This is a genomic window from Kaustia mangrovi, from assembly GCF_015482775.1.
GTDB classification, from domain to species: Bacteria; Pseudomonadota; Alphaproteobacteria; order Rhizobiales; family Im1; genus Kaustia; species Kaustia mangrovi.
The window spans coordinates 3,880,343-3,900,646 of the sequence record NZ_CP058214.1 but is presented as its reverse complement, the minus strand read 5'-3'; the positions used below and the strand labels follow the sequence as shown (position 1 = coordinate 3,900,646).

Here is a 20,304-nt window from a genome sequence, read left to right as displayed (position 1 = left end):
ACATACAGCGAAATTCGGAACGGCTCCAAGGCATATCGACCGCCGCCGCATGTCTGGAAAGAAATTGACACGATTTTTTAGGTGTGGAAACATTTTTCCAGAACGGGCGTTGGATGGGGTTTTGGCCCACAGCCGCCCGCGAGGGGACTTCCGATGATTTCCGGCAGCGGTTGGGACGAAGCGGTATCAGAAGCCGAGCCGATCGAGGTCGAGGCGCCCGAGATCGTGGCGCGCGACGCCGATGGGCCCGCGCTCATCCTGTGCGAACACGCCTCCAACCGTATCCCGCAGCGCTATGGCGGGCTGGGGCTGGCCCGTGGCGCAGGGGAAAGCCACGCGGCGTGGGACCCCGGCGCGCGCGACGTCGCGCTGGGTCTGGCGCGGGCGCTCAACTCGCCGATGGTGGCCGCGCGCGTCTCCCGGCTGGTCTATGATTGCAACCGCCCGCCCGAGGCCGAAAGCGCCATGCCCGTGCGGACCGAGCGGATCGAGGTGCCGGGCAACCGCGACCTCGACATCGCGGCCCGTATCGAGCGGACAGAGAGCGTCTACAACCCCTTCTGCGCCGCGGTCGAGAACGTGATCAACGCGCGCGGCGCCGCACGGCGCGCAACCACGCTGGTCACCGTGCACAGCTTCACGCCCACCTGGTTCGGCAAACCGCGCAAGACCCATATCGGCATCCTGCACGACAGCGACACGCGCCTGGCCGACGCCATGCTGGCGCGGGCGCACGCGCTGCCGCACCGGGCGATCGCGCGCAACGATCCTTACGGCCCGCAGGACGGGGTCACCCATTCCCTGCGCCTGCACGGCCTCGCCCACGGCTTGCCCAATGTGATGATCGAGATCCGCAACGACCTGCTCGCAGACGCCGGCGACCGCGCCCGCATGGTGGAGGAGTTGCTCGCCATGCTGCGCCCGGCTCTGGCCGAGCTGGACGACACGCCACGATCCGCCGATTCCCCCGGGGGAGACGTCCATGCCTAGGGTGCTGGTTGGCTATGTCCGCGTCGTGGACGCGATGAACTACCGGCTCGGCCGGATCATGATGTACTTCCTGTTCGTCATGGTCGGCGTCCTGATGTGGTCGTCGATCTCCAAGACGTTCTTCCTGCCCTCGCTCTGGACCCTCGAGGTCGCGCAGTTCGCGCTGGTGGCCTACTACCTTCTGGGCGGGCCCTACTCCATCCAGCTCTCCGCCAATGTGCGGATGGACCTCTTCTACAGCAACTGGACCACCCGGCAGAAGGCCTGGGTGGACATGATCACCATCTGGTTCCTGATCTTCTATCTGGGCGTGATGATCTATGGCGCGGTGGGCTCGACAGCCTACTCGCTGGGCTATTTCGGGGACCAGCCCTTCGCCTTCTTCCGCGACTTCTTCCACGCCTTCTTCACCGGCGGCCCGGAGGCGGCGGGCGAGAAGCTCGGCTTCATCGAACGCTCGCCGACGGCATGGCGGCCCTATCTCTGGCCGGTCAAGGCGATCGCCACATGCGGCATCTTCCTGATGCTGCTGCAGGCCATTTCGGAATTCATCAAGGATGTCGGCACCCTGCGCGGCGTCGACCTCCTCAAGGATGCTCCCGCCCACAAGGGGCACGAGGAAGACATCTACAAGGAGCATGCCTGATGTCGCATGAGATGATCGCGCTCTTCATGTTCTCCACGATGATGCTGATGCTGCTGACCGGGCAGCGCGTGTTCGGCGCCATCGGGTTCGTCGCGACGATCTCGGCACTGCTCCTGTGGGGCACCGGCGGGTCCGACATCCCCTTCTCGGCCGTGATGAAGCTGATGAAGTGGTACCCGCTCCTCACGCTGCCGATGTTCATCTTCATGGGCTACATCCTGTCGGAATCGAAGATCGCCGACGACCTCTACAAGATGTTCCATGTCTGGATGGGGCCGGTCTCGGGCGGCCTGGCCATCGGCACGATCGGGCTGATGGTGCTGATCTCGGCCATGAATGGGCTGAGCGTCGCAGGCATGGCCATCGGCGCCACCATCGCCCTGCCCGAGCTGATCAAGCGAAGCTACGACAAGCGGATGATCACGGGGGTCATCCAGGCCGGGTCGTCGCTCGGCATCCTGGTGCCGCCCTCCGTCGTGCTGGTGCTCTATGCCATGATCGCGCGCCAGCCGGTCGGCCAGCTCTGGCTGGCGGGCGTGATCCCGGGCCTGCTGATGGCGACGATGTTCATCGTCTATATCTACATCCGCTGCCGCATCACGCCGTCGCTCGGCCCGGCGCTCAGCCGCGAGGAGCGCGCCAACGTCACCACACGCGAGAAGCTGCGGCTCCTGAGCGCAGGCGTCCTGCCGCTGATCATCTTCTTCGCCATGATGTTCCCCTTCGTGAAGGGCTGGACGTCGCTGACCGAAAGCTCCGCCATCGGCGCGATGACCGCGTTCCTGGCCGCCGTCCTGAGGCGGCGCATGACCTGGAAGGTCTTCGAGGTCTCGGTCCGCTCCACGCTCGCGATCAGCTGCATGTTCATGCTGATCATCATGGCGGCCATGGGGTTCGGCGCCGTCTTCGACGGGCTGGGCGCGGTGCACGCCATCGAGACCCTGTTCACCGAGCGGCTGGGGCTGAGCCCGTGGACGATCCTGATCCTGATGCAGCTCAGCTTCCTGCTCATGGGCACGTTCCTGGACGACACTGCAATGCTGGTGATCGTGGCGCCGCTCTACATCCCGCTGGTCGACCATCTGGGGTTCAACCTGATCTGGTACGGCGTGCTCTACACGATCACCACCCAGATCGCGTACATGACGCCGCCTTTCGGCTACAATCTGTTCCTGATGCGCGCCATGGCGCCGCCCGAAATCGGCATGCGCGACATCTACGGCTCGATCGTCCCCTTCGTGGCCGTGATGATCCTGGCGCTGGCCGTCAACATGATGTTCCCCGAGATCGCGCTGTGGCTGCCGACCTTCATCTACAGCGGATAACAAGAAGAACTCCCAAAGGGAGCGTTGCGAGGCAAGACCGAGCTCAATGAGGAGAAGGACGATGACTTCCAGACGGAAATTTCTGACCACTGCGGGCGCGGGCGCCGCCGCCGCGCTGGCCGCTCCCGCCGTCAGGGCCGCACAGCCCAAGATCAAGTGGCGACTGCAGACCTATGCCGGCCCGGCGCTGGCCGAGCAGGTCATCAAGCCGATGATCGAGAAGTTCAACACGATCGCCGGCGACGAGATGCAGATCGAGCTCTACACCTCCGACCAGCTGGTGCCGACCGGAGAGCTGTTCCGCGCCATGCAGAGCGGCACCATCGACGCGGTGCAGTCCGACGACGACTCCATGGCCAGCCCCACCCAGGTGACGGTGTTCGGCGGCTACTTCCCCTTCGCGCTGCGCTACAGCCTCGACGTGCCGGTTCTCTTCCAGGAATACGGCCTCGACGAGATCTGGAAGGCGGAATACGAGAAGGTCGGCGTCAAGCACATCTCGGCGGGATCGTGGGACCCGTGCAACTTCGCCACCAAGAAGCCGATCAAGAGCCTCGACGATCTCAAGGGCCTCAAGATCTTCACCTTCCCGACCGCCGGCCGCTTCCTGCAGCGCTTCGGCGTGGTGCCGGTGACGATCCCGTGGGAGGACGCCGAGGTGGCGCTGCAGACGGGCGAGCTCGACGGCCTGGCCTGGTCCGGCATCACGGAGGATTACACCTCCGGCTGGTCGAAGGTCACAGACTACTTCCTGACCAACAACATCTCCGGTGCGTGGATCGGGCACTTCTTTGCCAATATGGAGCGCTGGAACGAGCTGCCCGACCGCCTGAAGATGCTGCTTCAGGTCTGCATGAACGACTCCCACTATCACCGCCAGTGGTGGTACTGGGGCGGCGAGGCCCGCCTGCGCGTCGAAGGCACCGACCTCAAGCTGACCACCATCGACGACGCCGAATGGGAGAAGGTCGAGGCCGCCGCCCACGAGTTCTGGGACGAGATCGCCGAGACCTCCGAAACCCGCGCGAAAGTGGTCGAGATCATCCGGCAGTACAACGACAATATGCGCAAGGCCGGGCGGCCCTACCGCTACGGCAAGGTCTAGGACCGCCCTGGCCGGGCCCCGCGTCGGGGCCCGGCCCCTCTTCCGCACGCGCCATCCGACACGCCCCTGTTACTACCCCTACGGAGCCAAGCCCCATGCCCGCCGCCCTGCCCTTCGGAACGCTGAAGACCAAGGTAAGCTCCGGTGAGATCGATACCGTGCTCGCCTGCATCGTCGACATGCAGGGACGCCTGATGGGCAAGCGCTTCCAGGCGGAGCATTTCGTGGAAAGCGCCTGGGAGGGAACGCATTGCTGCAATTACCTGCTGGCGACCGATCTGGAGATGGCCACGCCCGAGGGCTTTGCGGCGACGAGCTGGAAGGCCGGCTACGGCGACTATGTGATGAAGCCCGATCTCGAGACGCTGCGCCCCGTGCCGTGGATCGAGGGCACGGCTCTCGTGCTGTGCGACGTGCTGGACCATCACACTCACGCCGAAATCCCCCATTCGCCGCGCGCCATGCTCAAGCGCCAGTTGCGCCGGCTGGAGGAGATGGGCTTCGAGGCGATGATGGCGAGCGAACTGGAGTTCTTCCTGTTCGAGAAGAGCTTCGAGGAGATCCGCAAATCCGGCTACCGGGCCCTGGCGCCGATCTCGGGCTACAACGAGGACTACCACATCCTCCAGACCACCAAGGAGGAGCACGTCATGCGCCCCGTCCGCAACCATCTGCGGGCGGCGGGCATTCCGATCGAGAATTCGAAGGGCGAAGCGGAAGCCGGCCAGGAGGAGCTGAACATCAAATATGCCGGCGCGCTGGACACCGCCGACCACCACACCATCGCCAAGCATGCCGTGAAGGAGATCGCCTGGGCGCAGGGGCACGCCGCCAGCTTTCTCGCCAAATGGTCCCATTCCATGGTCGGCTCGTCGAGCCATGTGCATCAGTCGCTCTGGAAGGACGGCGAGCCCGCCTTCTACGATCCCGAGGACAGCCTCGGCATGTCGGCGCTGATGAAGACCTACATGGCCGGGCTTCTGAAATACGCCTCCGAATACACCTATTTCCTGGCGCCCTACGTCAACAGCTACAAGCGCTTCGTGAAGGGCACCTTCGCGCCGACCCGCACCATCTGGTCGGTCGACAACCGCACTGCCGGCTTCCGCCTGTGCGGCGACGGCACGAAGGCGGTCCGGGTGGAATGCCGCATCGGCGGATCGGACCTGAACCCCTATCTGGCCATGGCCGCCCAGATCGCGGCGGGAATAGCGGGCATCGAGGAGAAGCTGGAGCTCGAACCGCCCTATAGCGGCGACGCCTATGCCGGCGAGACCGGCGCGATCCCGACCAACCTGCGCGACACACGGCATGCGCTGATGAATTCGGCCATGCTGCGCGCGGCGATGGGCGACGACGTGATCGACCATTACGCCCGCGTCGCCGAGGTTGAGATCGAGGATTTCGAGCGTGTCGTGACGGACTACGAGATCGCCCGCGGCTTCGAGCGCGCATGACCCGGGCAGGCGCCGGGCACCGGCCCGTCTCCCCCCAAGAACCGGTCAAGAGGATATGAATGACCAGAATACTCCGATGCATCTCGCCGATCGACGGATCGGTCTTTGCCGAACGTGAGGCGCTGAGCCCCGACGCGGCGCGCGCCACGGCCACGCGTGCCCGTGCCGCCCAGGCCGGCTGGGCCGCGCGCCCGCTTTCCGAGCGCGTCGACCTCGTCATGGCCGGCGTCGAGGCGCTGGGCGCGATGAACGACGAGATCGTGCCCGAACTGGCGCACATGATGGGTCGTCCCGTGCGCTATGGCGGAGAATTCGGCGGCGTCCGCGAGCGCGCCAGCCACATGGCGGCCATTGCCCGGGAGGGGCTGGCCGACCTTCAGGTGGGCGAGGACGCTACCTTCAAGCGCTATATCAAGCGCGTGCCCCATGGCGTGGTCTTCGTCGTGGCGCCGTGGAACTACCCCTATATGACGGCGATCAACACCGTTGCGCCCGCCCTCGTCGCCGGTAACACGGTGATGCTGAAGCACGCCACGCAGACGCTTCTGGTGGGCGAGCGCATGGCCCGCGCCTTCCACTCCGCCGGCGTTCCCGAAGACGTCTTCCAGAACGTCTTCCTCGACCACGACACGACCGCAACGCTGATCGGAGAGCGCGCCTTCGACTTCGTGAACTTCACCGGCTCGGTCGGCGGCGGTCGCGCCATGGAACGCGCCGCAGCGGGTACCTTCACCGCGATGGGACTGGAGCTCGGCGGCAAGGATCCCGGCTATGTCATGGAGGATGCCGACCTCGACGCCGCCGTGGCCACGCTGATCGACGCGGCGGTCTACAATTCCGGCCAGTGCTGCTGCGGCATCGAGCGCATCTATGTGCATGAGAGCCTGTACGATGTCTTCGTGGAGAAATCCGTCGAGACGGTGCGCGCGCTCAGGCTCGGCAATCCGCTGGAGGAGGCGACCACCATCGGCCCGATGGCCAATGTCCGCTTTGCGGAGGAGGTGCGCGCGCAGATCGACGAGGCGCTGAAGATGGGCGCCACGGCCCATATCGCGACAATGCCGGCCGACGACGGCGCCGCCTATCTGACCCCGCAGATCCTGACCGACGTCACCCACGACATGCGCGTGATGCGCGACGAGAGCTTCGGCCCGGTCGTCGGCATCATGCCCGTGAAGGACGACGACGAGGCCGTGCGGCTGATGAACAACAGCGAGTTCGGCCTGACCGCCAGCCTGTGGACCGCCGATCTGGAACGCGCCGAGCGGGTGGGCGACCGGGTGGAGACGGGGACCGTCTTCCTCAACCGGGCCGACTATCTGGATCCCGGCCTGTGCTGGACCGGGTGCAAGAACACTGGCCGCGGCGGCAGCCTGTCGGTCATCGGATATCACAACCTCACACGCCCCAAATCCTACCATCTCAAGAAGGTGACGAGATGAGCCCGACCGGAAACTGGTCCTACCCCACCGCGATCAAGTTCGGCGCCGGCCGCATCGCCGAGCTGCCGGCCGCCTGTGCCGAGGCCGGCATGGCCCGCCCCCTGCTGGTGACCGACCGCGGCCTCGCCGACCTGCCGATCACGAAGAACACGCTGGACATCATGGAGGATGCGGGTCTCGGCCGCGGCCTGTTCGCCGAGGTCGACCCGAACCCGAACGAGGTGAACATGGCCGCCGGAATCGAAGCCTACGGGGCGGGCGGCCATGACGGCGTGATCGCCTTTGGCGGCGGCTCGGGCCTGGATCTCGCCAAGATGGTGGCCTTCATGGCCGGCCAGACGCGTCCCGTCTGGGATTTCGAGGATATCGGCGACTGGTGGACCCGCGCGAACGCCGACGCCATCGCGCCCATCGTCGCCGTGCCCACCACCGCCGGGACGGGCTCGGAGGTCGGGCGCGCCAGCGTGCTCACCAATTCCGAAACGCACGAGAAGAAGATCATCTTCCACCCCAAGGTCCTGCCCACCGTGGTGATCTGCGACCCGGAGCTGACGGTCGGCATGCCGCCCGCGATCACGGCCGGCACCGGGCTCGACGCCTTTGCCCACTGCGTCGAGGCGTTTTCCAGTCCGCACTACCACCCGATGAGCCAGGGCATCGCGCTGGAGGGCATGCGGCTCGTCGTGGAGAACCTGCCCCGCGCCTATGCCGATGGCGGGGATATCGAGGCGCGCGCCAACATGATGAGCGCGGCCGCCATGGGCGCCACCGCCTTCCAGAAGGGGCTCGGCGCCATCCATGCGCTCAGCCACCCGATCGGCGCCTATTTCAACACCCACCACGGCACCACCAACGCCGTGTGCATGCCCGCGGTGCTGGAGCTGAATGCGCCGAAGATCGCGGACCGCTTCGACCGCGCCGCCCCCTATCTGGGGATCGAGGGCGGCTTCGACGGGTTCCGCGCCTTCGTCCAGGAGTTCAACGACAGTCTCGGCATTCCACGCAAGCTGCGCGAGCTGGGCGTTGCCGACGCGCCGATGGACGCGCTGATCGCCTCGGCGCTGAAGGATCCAACCTGCGGCGGCAATCCGGTCGAACTGACGGCGGAGAATGTCCGTGCCCTCTACGAGGCGTGCATCTGACATCTGACGGCACCGGACCTTCGCTCGACATCGTCCCGGCCCGGTTCGCGCATCGTCGCCCGGCTTGACGGTGCGCGCCGTCGCGCGCCACTCTGGCACGCCCCTTCGGGCAAGGGGCACCCTTTCACCGGTGCGGACGGTCGATGGCCAAGGCAGAGCTTGTAGGGAAGATCCTGGGCGTTCTGCGCCACGAGAATGCGGGCGCGGGCTTCCATATCCGCGAACAATGGCTCGCCGATGCGCTGGGGGTCTCGCGGTCGCCGGTGCGCGCCGCCCTTGGCGAGCTGGAGCGGCTCGGCATCGTGCGCTCCGAGCATCGTCAGGGTTATTTCCTCGCCGCCGAGCCCGGCTCCCCGGCCTTCGACGGCGCGGAGCTGCCGGGTTCCGACACCGAGCGCATCTACCGCCAGATCGCGCAGGAGCGCTTCGCCCGGCTCATCGGGGACCAGGTGTCGGTCGCCGAGCTCTGCCGGCGTTACGGGGCGAGCCGCGCCGTCATCTCCAGGGTGCTCGCGCGCATGCAGGAGGACGGTCTGGTGGAGAAGACGGCCGGCCGCTGGACCTTCCGCCCCGCCCTCATCGACGACGAGGCCTATCGCGAAAGCTACCGCTACCGGCTGCTGATCGAGCCCGCCGCCCTGCTTGAGCCCGGCTTCCACATGCCGCGCACGGTGCTCGCCCGCCTCAAGCAGCGCCATGAGGAGATGATCGGGGGCGGCGCACGCTCGCAGCCCATGCCCGCTTTGTTCGACGCCGATGCGGAATTCCACGAGGCCATCGCGGATGCCTGCGGCAACCGGTTCCTGATGCTCGCCATCCGCCAGCAGACCCAGCTCCGCCGGCTGTCCGAATACGAGAAGTACAACGAGCGCGACCGTCTCGAGACCTCGTTCAGGGAGCACCTCGCCATCCTGAACGCCATCGAGTGCCGCGACCTCGCCGCCGCCTCGCGGCTGATGGCGGAGCATATCCGCCATTCAGAGGACTCCCGTCCCGACCTCGCCAAGGTCCGCGTGCTCGCCCATCGCCGCCTGACGCGCATTTGACCGAACGGAAGCCCCCTTCCGGACCGGGCCGAACCGGCATTCCGGGGGCGCCTGTTCGGCCGCCCCGCGACATGCCATGGGGCAGAAAATATCCGTCATTGCCAATTTTTCATTGTACGTTTTCGCCAAAAAATACAAACTGTCTTTCACGACAGGCTCGTGCGGGTCTGGGGCGGGAGCGCGAAGAAGCAGCAATGCCGGGCGCTCGCAAAGGTCCGCCGGACCGCACGGGGGTGAGGCAAGGGACTGACAGGGGAGAGAGATCCATGACACCGATGAAGACCGCCATCGCCGGCGCCCTCTGCGCGGGCGCGCTGATGGCCGCCCTGCCGGCCGCCGCCCAGGAGACCATCGTGATCTCCAACTGGGACGGCTACATGCCGGAGACGCTTCTGGAGGAGTTCGAGAAGGACACCGGCATCAAGGCCGAGCTCGCCGTCCACGGCACCAACGAGGAGATCATGGGCAAGCTCGTGGCCGGCAAGGGCAAGGGCTACGACGTCGTCTTCGTCTCCTCGCCGTTTGCGGAGGCGCTGAACCATCTGGGGCTTGCCGCCAAGCTCGACCACGACAAGATCCCCAATCTGAAGAACCTCTATCCGGAGGCCTCCGAGCTCGCCTACGATCCGGGCAACACCTTCTCCGTGCCCTATGCCTGGGGCACGACGGGGCTGTGCTACCGCTCCGACCTCGTGGACGGCGAGCCGGAGAGCTGGAACGACCTCCTGAAGCCCGCCGAGTCGCTGAAGGGCAAGACCACCATGCTCTCCACCGACCGCTGGCTGATGGCCGCGGGCGAGCTCGCGCTCGGCTATTCGGTGAACGAGACCGACCCGGAGAAGATCGCTGAGGTCAAGGACCTCCTGATCGAGGCGAAGAAGACCCTCCTCGCCTATGACGACACGACCTTCTACTCCAAGCTCGTCTCCGGCGAGGCGGAGCTCGTCCACGCCTGGGATGGCTGGTGCAATTACGGCATCGCGGAGAACGACCAGATCAAGTACGTCGTGCCGAAGGAAGGCACCGATCTCTGGGTCGACACCATCGTCGTCACGGAGGCCTCCGAGCACAAGGACGCCGCCCAGAAATTCGTCGACTACGTGCTGAGCGCCGACACCGGCAAGTGGGTCGCGGAGAACATCCTCTACAAGACGCCGAACAAGGCGGCCATGGATGCGCTCGACCCCGCATTGCTGAAGCAGTATCCGAACCTCGCCATGACGCCGGACGAGGTCATGCAGGGCGAGCTGCTGCGCGATCTGGGGCAGGCCCAGAAGCTCTATACCCAGACCGTCTCGGAGATCATGGCCGCGAAGTGACGGCGATTGACGCAACGCCCTCATGGCACCCGGGCCGGCAGCAGATCGCTCCCATGTCGTCGTCAGTCCCGCGAAAGCGGGAATCCATGGCAGCCTCGGCATTGTGGATCCCCGCTTTCGCGGGGATGACGGGAGAGAACGGCCGGCCCGCTCCCCTATCGCACGGATGAAGCGACCATGCCCAACCGCTTGAAATCATGGGCACTAATGCTGCCGGAGCGCACCGCCCGACACCCCCGGGCGACGACGGATCACTCCCATGTTTTCGTCATTCCCGCGAAAGCGGGAATCCATGGCGGTCTCGGGATCGTGGATCCCCCCATTCGCGGGAATGACGGGGAAAGGCGGCCGGCCCGCTCCCCTATCGCACGGATGAAGCGACCATGCCCAACCGCCTGAAATCATGGGCACTGATGCTGCCGGGGCTCGGCTGGCTCGTGGTGTTCATGGTCGTGCCCTGCGTGCTGCTCCTGGCCTATTCGTTCTTCGAGCGCGGGGTCTATGGCGGCATCGACTACGTGTTCACCTGGGGCAATTTCGAGCGCGCCGCCGACCCGCTCTATGCCTCGATCTTCGCCACCTCCGCGCGGATCGCGCTCACCGCGACGGCGATCGCCGTCGTGATCGCCTATCCGGCGGCCTATGCGATCTCGCGCGCGCCGGTGCGCCGCCAGACGGCGCTTCTGGTCCTCGTCATGCTGCCCTTCTGGAGCAACTACCTCATCCGCACCTATGCGTGGATCGTGCTTCTGAACCGGGAAGGCCTCATCAATCGCGCGCTCTCCGCGCTCGGGCTCGTCGATCAGCCTGTGCCCATGCTCTATAACGAGTTCGCGGTCGTCACGGGGCTCGTCTACAACTACCTGCCCTTCGTGATCCTCACCGTCTATTCCTCCATCCAGCGGCTCAATCCGGAGGTGCTGGAGGCGTCGGAGGACCTTGGCGCGCCGGCCTGGAAGACGTTCCACCGCGTGATGCTGCCGCTTACCCTGCCGGGCGTCGCGGCCGGCGCGGTCTTCGTCTTCGTGCTCTCCATCGGCAATTTCATCACGCCGGACCTGCTCGGCGGCGGGCGGTTCCAGATGGTCGGGAACCTCATCTACGACCAGTATCTCTCCGCGCGCGACTGGCCGTTCGGCTCGGCACTCGCCATGGCGCTCATCGCGGTCATGCTGCTCCTGCTCTTCGCCCAGGCGCTCGCCGTGAAACGGGCCGAGGAGAAAGGAGTGCAGGATGCGTAACCTCGCGCTCGGCCTCCATCTGCGCCTCGTCTACCTGTTCCTCTACGGGCCGATCCTCGTGCTCATGGTGCTGAGCCTCAACCGGGCGGGCATGCCGACCGCGTGGACCGGGCTCTCCTTCAAATGGTACGCCAGGCTCGCCGAGAGCGGCCCGATCGTCCAGTCCGCCCTCAACACGCTCATCGTGGGGGTGAGCTCGACCGTCATCGCCACCGTGCTCGGCACGCTGCTCGCGCTCGGCGTGGAGAACCGGCGGCGCTCCGGCGCGCTCGACGCGATGCTGTTCGCGCCGATGATCATTCCCGACATCGTGCTCGCCATCGCGCTTCTGTCCTTCTACACCGCGCTCGAATGGACGCTCGGGCTCTATTCGATCATCCTGTCCCATGTCGTCTTCAACATCGCCTTCGTCTGCGCTGTGGTGCGCACGCGGCTGAGGAGCTTCGACTATTCGATCGTGGAGGCCTCCGCCGATCTCGGGGCCACGGACCTCACCACCTTCCGGCGCGTGACCCTTCCGGTCATCTTCCCCGGGGTCCTGGCGGGCGCCCTGCTCGCCTTCACCCTGTCCATCGACGAATTCATCATCGCCTATTTCACCGCCGGCGCGGGCCAGGGCTCGACGACGCTGCCGATGCAGATCTACGCCATGATCCGCTTCGGCGTGACGCCGGAGATCAACGCCATGGCGACCATCATCATGGGGGTGAGCTTCGCCCTCGTCCTCGTCTCCCAGCGCCTGAACAAGGGAGCCATGCCCGGCCAATGAGCGAGCGCGCGCCCGTCATCTCCATCAAGACCGTGACCAAGCGCTTCGGTCCCGTCGTCGCCATAGACGGCGTGTCCGTCGACCTTGCGGAGGGCGAGTTCTTCGCGCTTCTCGGGCCCTCGGGCTGCGGCAAGACCACCCTGCTGCGGATCATCGCCGGCTTCGAGACGCCCGATGGCGGCGAGCTGCTGCTCGACGGCGAGGACATCCAGCGCCTGCGCCCCCGGCTGCGCCCGATCAACCTGATGTTCCAGTCCTATGCGCTCTTTCCCCATATGAGCGTGCGCGCGAACATCGCCTACGGGCTGGAGATGGAGGGGCTGGCGAAGGCGGAGATCCGCCGCCGGGTGGACGAGATCCTCGACATGACGGCGCTTGGCGCCTTCGCCGACCGCCGGCCGGACAAGCTCTCCGGCGGCCAGCGCCAGCGCGTCGCGCTCGCCCGCGCCCTCGTCAAGCGCCCCCGGGTCCTGCTTCTCGACGAGCCGCTCGGCGCGCTCGACAAGAAGCTGCGCGAGCAGATGCAGCTCGAGCTCAAGCGCATGCAGGAGGAGATCGGCATCACTTTCGTGATCGTCACCCACGATCAGGAGGAGGCGCTCGTCATGGCCGACCGCATCGCGCTGATGAAGGACGGGCGGATCGAGCAGCTCGGAACCCCGCGCAGCCTCTACGAGGAACCGGAAAGCCGGTTCGTGGCCGATTTCATCGGCGTCACCAACCTTTTCGAGGGCACGCTGGCCGATGGCGGCATCGGGCTTAACGGGCATGGCGTGCTGCCGGGCCGGCTCGCGGGGCACGGCGCGCCGGGAAGCCCCGCCGCCATCACGCTCAGGCCGGAGCGGGTAACACTTGCCGCAACGCGGCCCGCAAACGGCGCGCCGGCACTCGAGGGGCGGGTCGCGGAGATCGCCTATCACGGACAGAGCATCAACGCGCATGTCGCCGTGTCGGGCCTCGCCAAGCCCGTTCTGAGCCGGTTGTCGGCGGCCGATCCGGCTGCCGCGACCCTGAAGGAAGGCGAACGCGTCTGGTGCACATGGGACCCGGCCTTCGCCCGGGTGCTGACACGCTGACGCAACCGGAGACGCAAGAGAAAAGCCCAAGGAGGAGGACAGGCATGCCCGACAAGAAGGTGATCGCATTCTTTCCCGAGGCCGCATTCGGCCCGGCGCTGAATTCCGTCGGAATCGCACAGGCCGTGGAGAAGCTCGGCCACAAGGCGGTGTTCCTCACCGATCCCGGCATGGGCGGGCTCTACAAGGGCTACGGCTTCGAGGAGCACATGGTGAACATGTCGGAGCCCATGCCGCCTGAGGAGATGGCGAAATACTGGTCGGAGTTCATCAACGGCCACATCCCCAATTTCCGCAAGTCGCCCTACGACCAGATCGACAATTACGTGAAGGAGTGCTGGGAAGCGATCGTCGACACCGCCAAATGGGCGGAGAAGGATCTGCCGAAGGTGCTCGACGAGGTGCACCCGGACGTCGTGTGCGTCGACAATGTGGTGCTGTTCCCGGCCATCAAGCGCTATGCCCGCGAGAACGGCAAGGCCTGGGTGCGCATCATCTCATGCTCGGAGAACGAGCTGGAGGACCCGGACATCCCGCCGCATCTTTCCGGCTGCGGGGAGAACGACTCGGCCTGCCACGAGGCGTTCCGTACCCGCTTCAACGAGGTCGTCGAGCCGATCCACGACGACTTCAACGCCTTCCTCGCCTCCTGCGGGGAGGAGCCCTATCCGCTCGGCCAGTTCTTCGAGGCCTCGCCGCACATGAACCTGCTGCTCTATCCCGAGCCGGTGAAGTTCAAGCGCCGCTATCCGCTCGACCCGGCGCGCTTCCAGTACCTGGAGGGCTGCGTGCGCGAGGAGAAGCACTACGAGATCCCGACCTTCAAGGCGCACAACGACAAGCCGCTCCTCTATGTGAGCTATGGCAGCCTGGGCTCCGGCGACACCGATCTCCTCAAGCGCGTCATCAAGGCCATTGCGGGCATGGAGGTGCGCGCGCTCGTCAATGTCGGCGACTATGAGAGCGAGTACAGCGCGGCCGAGATCCCCGACAATGTCTATATCGCCTCGTGGTTCCCGCAGCCCTCCGTCATCAAGCAGGCCGACGCGGTTATCCACCATGGCGGCAACAACAGCTTCACCGAATGCCTCTATTTCGGGAAGCCGGCCATCATCATGCCCTATGTCTGGGACGGCCACGACAATGCCACACGCGTCCAGGAGACCGGTCACGGCTTCAAGCTCGACCGCTATGAGTGGACCGATGCGGAGCTTGCCGGAAAGATCGACGCCATGCTGGGCGACGAGGCCATGCAGGCCAGGCTCGCCGCGACCTTGCGGCACATGCAGGGCCGGCACGGCCCCACCAAGGCCGCTGACATTCTTCAAACCCTTGCCGGATAGGATCAGAGCACGCGCATGCCAACCAAGCTGAACGCGACCGCCCCGCATATCGCCGGGGCCTCCACATGGGTCGACGACCTGAAGGACTGGGGCGGTCATCTGGAGCCGATCGACGGGAAGTCGATGAACACCGGGCGGCTCCTGTGGAAGGGCGAGGACAACGGGCTGCCGGAAGCGGGGATCTGGATCTCCACGCCCGGAAGCTGGCGCCTCGTCCTGCCGCGCGACGAGCTGTGCCACTTCGTCGCCGGCCGGGCCACCTACACCGCCGACGACGGCGAGGTGATCGAGGTGGAACCCGGCATGGTCGTCCACTTCCTGGAGGGCTGGACAGGCACTGTGGTCGTCCACGAGGCGATCCGCGCGATCTACATGCTGCGATGAGCGATCGAGACTGCACGATGAGCGATACCCGAACCAAGACACCGGTCCTGCGCAATCCGGCCGACATCGAGCATGTCGTCGACTGGGGACCGATCCCGACCATGATCGAGGGGGAAAGCCGCACCTCCGGCGTGCTCCTCCACAAGGGCGAGGGCGGAAGCCCGGAAAGCGGGGTTTGGATCTGCACGCCCGGCTTCTGGGAGTGCCACGTCACCAATGACGAGATGTGCCACTTCCTCTCCGGGCGCTGCACCTACACCCACGAATCGGGCGAGGTGATCGAGATCGAACCGGACACGGCGGCCTTCTTCCCCAAGGGCTGGAAGGGCACCTGCCGCGTCCACGAGACGGTCCGAAAGGTCTACATGATCCGCTAGGAGGAGCCGGAGCAGGGCCCGGCCGGATCGCCGCTTGTCCGCTCATGCCCGCACGGGGCGGGCATCCAGTCTGGGGTCCCGCCCCGTGCGGGAACGAGCGGAACGGCAAACCGCTCCAGCCGAACCGGACCCACCCCACAATCACCAGGCAGCAGGAGTACAGCGATGGCCGCCTTCGATCCTTTCGGCGCGCAGATTTTCCGCGGCAACGATTTCGTGCCGGCGGAGGGCGCCGGCACCCGCGACATCGTCGATCCGGCAACACTCCGGCCCGTGGGGCGGATCGCCATGGCCGGCGTCGCGACCGTCGAGGAAGTCGCGCGCGAGGCCCGTGCCGCCCAGCGCGACTGGGCGAAGACCGACACGAAGACCCGCGCCGGCGCGCTCCACCACCTCGCCTCCCTCATCGAGGATGGCGGGTTCGAGGACGTCGCCGAGCTCATGACGCTGGAGATGGGCAAGCCCTTTCCCGAGGCGATGGGCGAGCTCTACAACGTCGCCGGCGCCTATCGCTATTTCGCGGAGATGGCGCGCGACGAGGCCGGCCATATTGCAGGGACGACGCAGGCCGGCTCCTTCCAGTTCGCCCGCTACGAGCCCTATGGCGTCTCCGTCCACATCATGCCGTTCAACTTCCCTGTCCTGCTCATGAGCTGGACGGTCGCGGCCTCGCTTGCCGCCGGCAATGCGTGCATCGTCAAGCCGGCGGAGGCGACGAGCCTGTCCACGCTGAAATTCATGGAACGCATCGCGCAGACGCTGCCGCCGGGGCTCGTGAGCTGCGTCACGGGCGGGGCGGAGGCCGCCCAGGCGCTGATCGCGTCGGAGAATACCCATGTGGTCGCCTTCACCGGCAGCGTGGCAGCGGGCCGCAAGGTGGCGGTCGCCTGCGCGGAGCGGTTCAAGCCGGCCATCATCGAGGCCGGCGGCAACGATCCCATGGTGATCTCCGACAAGGCGCCGCTCGACGTGGCGGTCGCCGGCTCGGTGACGGCGGCCTTCCACCTGTCCGGCCAGATCTGCACGTCGTCGGAGCGCTTCTTCGTCCACGAGGCGATCCACGACGCCTTCGTCTCGCGCTTCGCGGAGGCGGCCCGGCGCCTGCGCGTCGGTCCCGGGCTGGAAAAATCCGAGATCGGCCCCCTCGTCTCCGAGGACGCCCGCGCCAAGGTCATCCGCCTGGTGGAGGGGGCCCGCAAGGCCGGCGCCACGGTGGTCTGCGGCGGCCGGGTGCCGCCGGAGCGCAATACGGGCTGGTTCTACGAACCGACGATCCTGACCGGCGTCACGCCCGACATGGCGATCATGCGCGAGGAGATCTTCGGGCCCGTCGCGGCGGTCTGCAAGGTGGCCGGTTTCGCGGACGGCGTGCGGCTCGCCAATGACAGCCCGTACGGCCTCGGCGCCTCCGTCTTCACCGCCGATCTCGGCGAGGCGATGGAGGCGGCCGAGACGCTCCAGGCCGGCATGGTCTGGGTCAACAATCCGCTCATCGACAACGACGCCCTGCCCTTCGGCGGCTGGAAGATGTCGGGCATGGGCCGCGAGCTCGGACGGCAGGGGCTCGATGCCTTCCGCCAGTCCAAGATGGTCGTCATCGACCACACCCCGAAGATCCACGACTGGTGGTACCCCTACTCGGACGACGTGTTTTACCGGCCGTCGTGACGGGGCGCGGCAGCGGGGCGCGATCCGGTCGAAGCGGTGCCTGTCTCCGCCCGCTCCCACGCAGGCGGGAGCGGGCGGATCTGCGTCAATCCCACCGCGGTCGCGCTCAGATGCGCGGGCCGACCAGTGCGAACACGGCACCCTGCGGGTCGCGGCAATGGACGACCCACATGTCGTTCGGCACCTCCCGTGGGTCGAAGAGGACCTCGCCGCCGCCAGCCGCGACACGCTCCCGGGCGGCGTCGATATTCTCGACCGCGAAGTAGAAGAGCCAGAACGGCGCCGGCACCTCCGGCGGCTTCGTGTGCATGGCGCCGACCGGCTCCGCGCCCGCGGCGAAGAGCTGGTAGACGCCCAGCTCGCCCATCGGCATCGCCTGGTCCTTCGTCCAGCCGAACTGTTGCGCGTAGAAATCGAAGGCCTTCTCCCCGTCGCCGGCGAAGAGCTCCCGCCAGGCGACACTGCCCGGCGTGCCGGGCGCGGGCCGCGGCGGCTCGCCCTCGAAGGTCTGCCTGAACAGGAGCATCGTCGCGCCCTGGGGGTCGGCGACGACCGCGAAACGGCCGATACCGGGAATGTCCTCGGGCGCGCGGTGGACCGTTCCGCCCGCCTCCGTCAGCCGCTTTGCGGCGGCATCCACGTCGTCGACGCCGATATAGCCGACCCAGATCGGTTGAAGGCCGGTCGCCCGGGCCTCCTCCGGCAGAGCCATCATCCCGCCGATCGGCGCCTTGTCCGCAAGCAGCACCTTGTAGGGCCTGCCCGGGATGTTCGGATCGTCATAGTCCCAGCCGACGACGCTCCCGTAGAAGGCTTCGGCCGCTTCCGGATCGGTGGTCATCAGCTCGTACCAGACGAACTGGTTGGGGGATGTCGCCATGGGGTCTCCTCCTGATCTGGCGGGATATTCGCGTTTGGAATCCGGACCGGCTCATGCGGCCTTCGGAAAGAACGCCCAGTAAGGTTTCGCCTCCTCGAGGGCGCGCGCGAAGGACGGACGGGCCTTCAGCCGTTCCAGATAGGCATGCAAATGCGCGTGCGTGTCGGCGAACGGCATGACGACATCGGCATAGGCAAGGGCGGGCGCGGCGGCGCAATCGGCCATGGTGAAGCGCTCGCCCGCGGCCCAGCGCCGCCCTGCCATCGCCTCGTCCGCGATGTCGAACGCCGTCTTGAGCTGGCGCCTCGCCTCCTCCACGCCGAAGCTGTCGGACTGGCCTTCCGGACGCAGCCTGTCGGTGACGATCTTCTGCATGGGGACATTGACATGGAGATCGTGGAAGCGGTCCCACAGCCGGGTTTCCCGGGCCTCGTCGGCATCGTCGGGAATGAAGCGCACCGCGCCCGGACAAGTCCGGTCGAGATGCTCCACGATGATGCTCGCCTCCGGCAGCGTCAGACCACGGTCCTCGTCGCGCAGCACCGGGAACTTGCCCATGGGCCACGCCTCCAGCAGGACGGCGCGAGACGCCTCGTCGCCGAGGTCGATCATGAGGGGCTCGAATTCGGTGCCGTTCTCGTAGAGCGCGATCAGCACCTTCTGGCAGAAAGACGAAAAGGGATGGTAATAGAGCGTAAGGGACATGGATAACTGACCTTCCTGAATGACAGTCATGCGGTCTTCGCCCGAATCCGGCCGGGGTCAGGCCGCAAGCAGGGCGTCGTGGGTTTCGAGGACCTTCGCCCAGGCGGGACGGTCCTCGCAGCGCGCCTTGTAGGCGGCCACATTGGGCATGGTCTCGATCAGATCGGAGTATTGGATGAAGCGCAGCACCGACGTCATGAGGATGTCGGCGGCGGAGAAGCCGTCGCCCAGGAGATAGCGCTTGCCGGCGAGCTGGCGGTCGAGCGTCGCAAGCCGCTTCTCGCAAAGCTCGCGGACCGCGGGACGGCGTTCCTCCGCCCAGTTCTCCCCGGCATGGAACCGCTCGACGACAGCCATGTTGATCGCCGCCGGCTCCAGCGTGTTGAGCGCGACGAGCGCCCATTGCATGGCGAGCGCGCGCCCTTCCGCATCTGCCGGCACGAGCTTTCCGGCCTTGTCGGCGATGTAGAAGACGATGGCGCCCGATTCGAACAGGCTGAATGCGCCATCCTCCATGGCCGGGATGAGGCCGAACGGGCTGACGGCGAGATAGTCCTCACTGGACAGCCCCCCGCTCATGCTGTCGACCGGGCGGATCTCGTAGGCAAGCCCCGCCTCCTCCGCCGCCCACAGCGCGCGCAGGTCGCGGGTCAGGCCCCTGACCGGAATCGGAATGCTGCTGAACGCATGGATGGTGATCATGCCCGCGTTCTCCCCGTTTGTCGGCTCGTCATCGCGTTCCTCTCCTTCGTACCGGTCAGGCCTGCCGGCCACCGGTTTGCCCACCCTGCCGATCTTGACAAATACGTTGATATCAATATTATTGTCGCATGTCAAAAGAGGCAACGGTTCCCCTAGAAACAACGCTTTACGTCCGCGATACATGTCTATGCCTCCACGTGCAACGTGCCGCGCGCGCACTGGCGCGGCATTTCGACGAGGCACTCAGGCCGCTCGGGATGACGAGCGGCCAGTTCTCCCTCATGATGTCGCTCAATCGGCCCGACCCGCCGAGCATGGGCTCGGTCGCACAGCTCCTCGCCATGGACCGCACCACGCTGACGGCGGCGCTGAAACCCCTTCAGCGACGCGGCCTCGTGGAGAGCATGGTCGACCCCAAGGACAAACGCAGCCGGCGCCTGAAGCTCACCGATGACGGGCGCGCGCTGCTGGCGAGCGCGGTCCCGATCTGGAAGACGGCCCATGCCGAGCTCGACGAGATCCTCATGACCAATGGCGGCGATCCCGATATGCTGAGGCGAAGCCTCGGCGCGCTGACCTGACCGTAGGGATCGGACGGCACGGCGGCGGCATGGGGCGCGCCCGGGCCGCCAATATGCGCCGGCCCGTCCCGGGAACCGCGACCGGCCGTCCTGAAAGAGGGGGTGC

Annotated in this window: 20 protein-coding genes; 17 read left to right on the top strand and 3 right to left on the bottom strand. The window is 66.4% G+C overall.

The features are described from left to right. The first annotated feature begins 153 nt into the window (after positions 1-153). From HW532_RS18310 to HW532_RS18235, 16 genes are all read left to right on the top strand, one after another. The gene (locus tag HW532_RS18310) at positions 154-990 is read left to right on the top strand and encodes an N-formylglutamate amidohydrolase (protein ID WP_213161842.1); all 837 of its coding nucleotides are present in this window, start codon (positions 154-156) and stop codon (positions 988-990) included. Then, positions 983-1,636 (top strand): TRAP transporter small permease subunit, encoded by a 654-nt coding sequence (locus tag HW532_RS18305; protein ID WP_213161841.1) that lies wholly within the window; start codon positions 983-985, stop codon positions 1,634-1,636. Before HW532_RS18310 ends, HW532_RS18305 begins: the two co-directional genes overlap by 8 nt. Next, a complete protein-coding gene (locus HW532_RS18300; RefSeq protein ID WP_213161840.1) occupies positions 1,636-2,961 on the top strand; it encodes a TRAP transporter large permease in 1,326 nt (441 codons plus the stop codon). The genes HW532_RS18305 and HW532_RS18300 overlap by 1 nt, the downstream gene beginning before the upstream one ends. A 61-nt stretch (positions 2,962-3,022) precedes the next feature. After that, a complete protein-coding gene (locus tag HW532_RS18295; RefSeq protein ID WP_213161839.1) occupies positions 3,023-4,066 on the top strand; it encodes a TRAP transporter substrate-binding protein in 1,044 nt (347 codons plus the stop codon). A 95-nt stretch (positions 4,067-4,161) separates the two neighbouring features. Continuing rightward, positions 4,162-5,523: a glutamine synthetase family protein gene (locus HW532_RS18290; protein ID WP_213161838.1), complete on the top strand. Its 1,362-nt coding sequence runs from the start codon at positions 4,162-4,164 to the stop codon at positions 5,521-5,523. Between the two features lie 59 nt (positions 5,524-5,582). Beyond that, positions 5,583-6,965 carry an aldehyde dehydrogenase family protein gene (locus HW532_RS18285; protein ID WP_213161837.1) on the top strand — a complete coding sequence of 461 codons (1,383 nt, stop codon included), beginning with the start codon at positions 5,583-5,585 and terminating at the stop codon, positions 6,963-6,965. Beyond that, positions 6,962-8,107, top strand: a complete 1,146-nt coding sequence (locus tag HW532_RS18280) for an iron-containing alcohol dehydrogenase (protein WP_213161836.1) — start codon at positions 6,962-6,964, stop codon at positions 8,105-8,107. The genes HW532_RS18285 and HW532_RS18280 overlap by 4 nt, the downstream gene beginning before the upstream one ends. 143 nt (positions 8,108-8,250) lie before the next feature. Further along, positions 8,251-9,153 (top strand): GntR family transcriptional regulator, encoded by a 903-nt coding sequence (locus tag HW532_RS18275; RefSeq protein WP_213161835.1) that lies wholly within the window; start codon positions 8,251-8,253, stop codon positions 9,151-9,153. A 266-nt stretch (positions 9,154-9,419) separates the two neighbouring features. Beyond that, positions 9,420-10,472: a polyamine ABC transporter substrate-binding protein gene (locus HW532_RS18270; RefSeq protein WP_213161834.1), complete on the top strand. Its 1,053-nt coding sequence runs from the start codon at positions 9,420-9,422 to the stop codon at positions 10,470-10,472. A 383-nt stretch (positions 10,473-10,855) separates the two neighbouring features. After that, the gene (locus HW532_RS18265; protein WP_246479293.1) at positions 10,856-11,713 is read left to right on the top strand and encodes an ABC transporter permease; all 858 of its coding nucleotides are present in this window, start codon (positions 10,856-10,858) and stop codon (positions 11,711-11,713) included. Continuing rightward, positions 11,706-12,482 (top strand): ABC transporter permease, encoded by a 777-nt coding sequence (locus HW532_RS18260; protein ID WP_213161833.1) that lies wholly within the window; start codon positions 11,706-11,708, stop codon positions 12,480-12,482. Before HW532_RS18265 ends, HW532_RS18260 begins: the two co-directional genes overlap by 8 nt. Then, positions 12,479-13,558 carry an ABC transporter ATP-binding protein gene (locus HW532_RS18255; RefSeq protein ID WP_213161832.1) on the top strand — a complete coding sequence of 360 codons (1,080 nt, stop codon included), beginning with the start codon at positions 12,479-12,481 and terminating at the stop codon, positions 13,556-13,558. Before HW532_RS18260 ends, HW532_RS18255 begins: the two co-directional genes overlap by 4 nt. A gap of 44 nt (positions 13,559-13,602) precedes the next feature. Continuing rightward, entirely contained in the window at positions 13,603-14,901 is a 1,299-nt protein-coding gene (locus HW532_RS18250; protein WP_213161831.1) for a nucleotide disphospho-sugar-binding domain-containing protein, read from the top strand. Positions 14,902-14,916: 15 nt separating this feature from the next. After that, positions 14,917-15,285 (top strand): cupin domain-containing protein, encoded by a 369-nt coding sequence (locus HW532_RS18245; RefSeq protein ID WP_246479292.1) that lies wholly within the window; start codon positions 14,917-14,919, stop codon positions 15,283-15,285. A gap of 17 nt (positions 15,286-15,302) precedes the next feature. After that, a complete protein-coding gene (locus HW532_RS18240; protein ID WP_213161830.1) occupies positions 15,303-15,662 on the top strand; it encodes a cupin domain-containing protein in 360 nt (119 codons plus the stop codon). Between the two features lie 165 nt (positions 15,663-15,827). Then, positions 15,828-17,330 (top strand): aldehyde dehydrogenase family protein, encoded by a 1,503-nt coding sequence (locus tag HW532_RS18235; protein WP_213161829.1) that lies wholly within the window; start codon positions 15,828-15,830, stop codon positions 17,328-17,330. Positions 17,331-17,436: 106 nt separating this feature from the next. Here HW532_RS18235 and HW532_RS18230 read toward each other — a convergent pair whose 3' ends face one another. The 3 genes from HW532_RS18230 to HW532_RS18220 are packed head-to-tail and all read right to left on the bottom strand — an operon-like array spanning position 17,437 to position 19,617. Beyond that, positions 17,437-18,210, bottom strand: coding sequence for a VOC family protein (locus HW532_RS18230; RefSeq protein WP_213161828.1), 774 nt, complete (start codon positions 18,208-18,210; stop codon positions 17,437-17,439). 51 nt (positions 18,211-18,261) lie between these two features. Beyond that, positions 18,262-18,915 carry a glutathione S-transferase family protein gene (locus tag HW532_RS18225; protein WP_213161827.1) on the bottom strand — a complete coding sequence of 218 codons (654 nt, stop codon included), beginning with the start codon at positions 18,913-18,915 and terminating at the stop codon, positions 18,262-18,264. 57 nt (positions 18,916-18,972) lie between these two features. Further along, entirely contained in the window at positions 18,973-19,617 is a 645-nt protein-coding gene (locus HW532_RS18220) for a glutathione S-transferase family protein (RefSeq protein ID WP_213161826.1), read from the bottom strand. A 128-nt stretch (positions 19,618-19,745) separates the two neighbouring features. Between HW532_RS18220 and HW532_RS18215 the strand changes: the two genes are divergently transcribed. Further along, a complete protein-coding gene (locus tag HW532_RS18215) occupies positions 19,746-20,198 on the top strand; it encodes a MarR family winged helix-turn-helix transcriptional regulator (protein ID WP_213161825.1) in 453 nt (150 codons plus the stop codon). The last annotated feature ends 106 nt before the right edge of the window (positions 20,199-20,304 follow it).

Bases quoted from the DNA above. Each gene is read 5' to 3' on its own strand.
- HW532_RS18310 (WP_213161842.1), top strand. From the start codon at position 154: ATGATTTCCGGCAGCGGTTGGGACGAAGCGGTATCAGAAGCCGAGCCG.
- HW532_RS18305 (WP_213161841.1), top strand. From the start codon at position 983: ATGCCTAGGGTGCTGGTTGGCTATGTCCGCGTCGTGGACGCGATGAAC.
- HW532_RS18300 (WP_213161840.1), top strand. From the start codon at position 1,636: ATGTCGCATGAGATGATCGCGCTCTTCATGTTCTCCACGATGATGCTG.
- HW532_RS18295 (WP_213161839.1), top strand. From the start codon at position 3,023: ATGACTTCCAGACGGAAATTTCTGACCACTGCGGGCGCGGGCGCCGCC.
- HW532_RS18290 (WP_213161838.1), top strand. From the start codon at position 4,162: ATGCCCGCCGCCCTGCCCTTCGGAACGCTGAAGACCAAGGTAAGCTCC.
- HW532_RS18285 (WP_213161837.1), top strand. From the start codon at position 5,583: ATGACCAGAATACTCCGATGCATCTCGCCGATCGACGGATCGGTCTTT.
- HW532_RS18280 (WP_213161836.1), top strand. From the start codon at position 6,962: ATGAGCCCGACCGGAAACTGGTCCTACCCCACCGCGATCAAGTTCGGC.
- HW532_RS18275 (WP_213161835.1), top strand. From the start codon at position 8,251: ATGGCCAAGGCAGAGCTTGTAGGGAAGATCCTGGGCGTTCTGCGCCAC.
- HW532_RS18270 (WP_213161834.1), top strand. From the start codon at position 9,420: ATGACACCGATGAAGACCGCCATCGCCGGCGCCCTCTGCGCGGGCGCG.
- HW532_RS18265 (WP_246479293.1), top strand. From the start codon at position 10,856: ATGCCCAACCGCCTGAAATCATGGGCACTGATGCTGCCGGGGCTCGGC.
- HW532_RS18260 (WP_213161833.1), top strand. From the start codon at position 11,706: ATGCGTAACCTCGCGCTCGGCCTCCATCTGCGCCTCGTCTACCTGTTC.
- HW532_RS18255 (WP_213161832.1), top strand. From the start codon at position 12,479: ATGAGCGAGCGCGCGCCCGTCATCTCCATCAAGACCGTGACCAAGCGC.
- HW532_RS18250 (WP_213161831.1), top strand. From the start codon at position 13,603: ATGCCCGACAAGAAGGTGATCGCATTCTTTCCCGAGGCCGCATTCGGC.
- HW532_RS18245 (WP_246479292.1), top strand. From the start codon at position 14,917: ATGCCAACCAAGCTGAACGCGACCGCCCCGCATATCGCCGGGGCCTCC.
- HW532_RS18240 (WP_213161830.1), top strand. From the start codon at position 15,303: ATGAGCGATACCCGAACCAAGACACCGGTCCTGCGCAATCCGGCCGAC.
- HW532_RS18235 (WP_213161829.1), top strand. From the start codon at position 15,828: ATGGCCGCCTTCGATCCTTTCGGCGCGCAGATTTTCCGCGGCAACGAT.
- HW532_RS18230 (WP_213161828.1), bottom strand. From the start codon at position 18,210: ATGGCGACATCCCCCAACCAGTTCGTCTGGTACGAGCTGATGACCACC.
- HW532_RS18225 (WP_213161827.1), bottom strand. From the start codon at position 18,915: ATGTCCCTTACGCTCTATTACCATCCCTTTTCGTCTTTCTGCCAGAAG.
- HW532_RS18220 (WP_213161826.1), bottom strand. From the start codon at position 19,617: ATGATCACCATCCATGCGTTCAGCAGCATTCCGATTCCGGTCAGGGGC.
- HW532_RS18215 (WP_213161825.1), top strand. From the start codon at position 19,746: ATGTCAAAAGAGGCAACGGTTCCCCTAGAAACAACGCTTTACGTCCGC.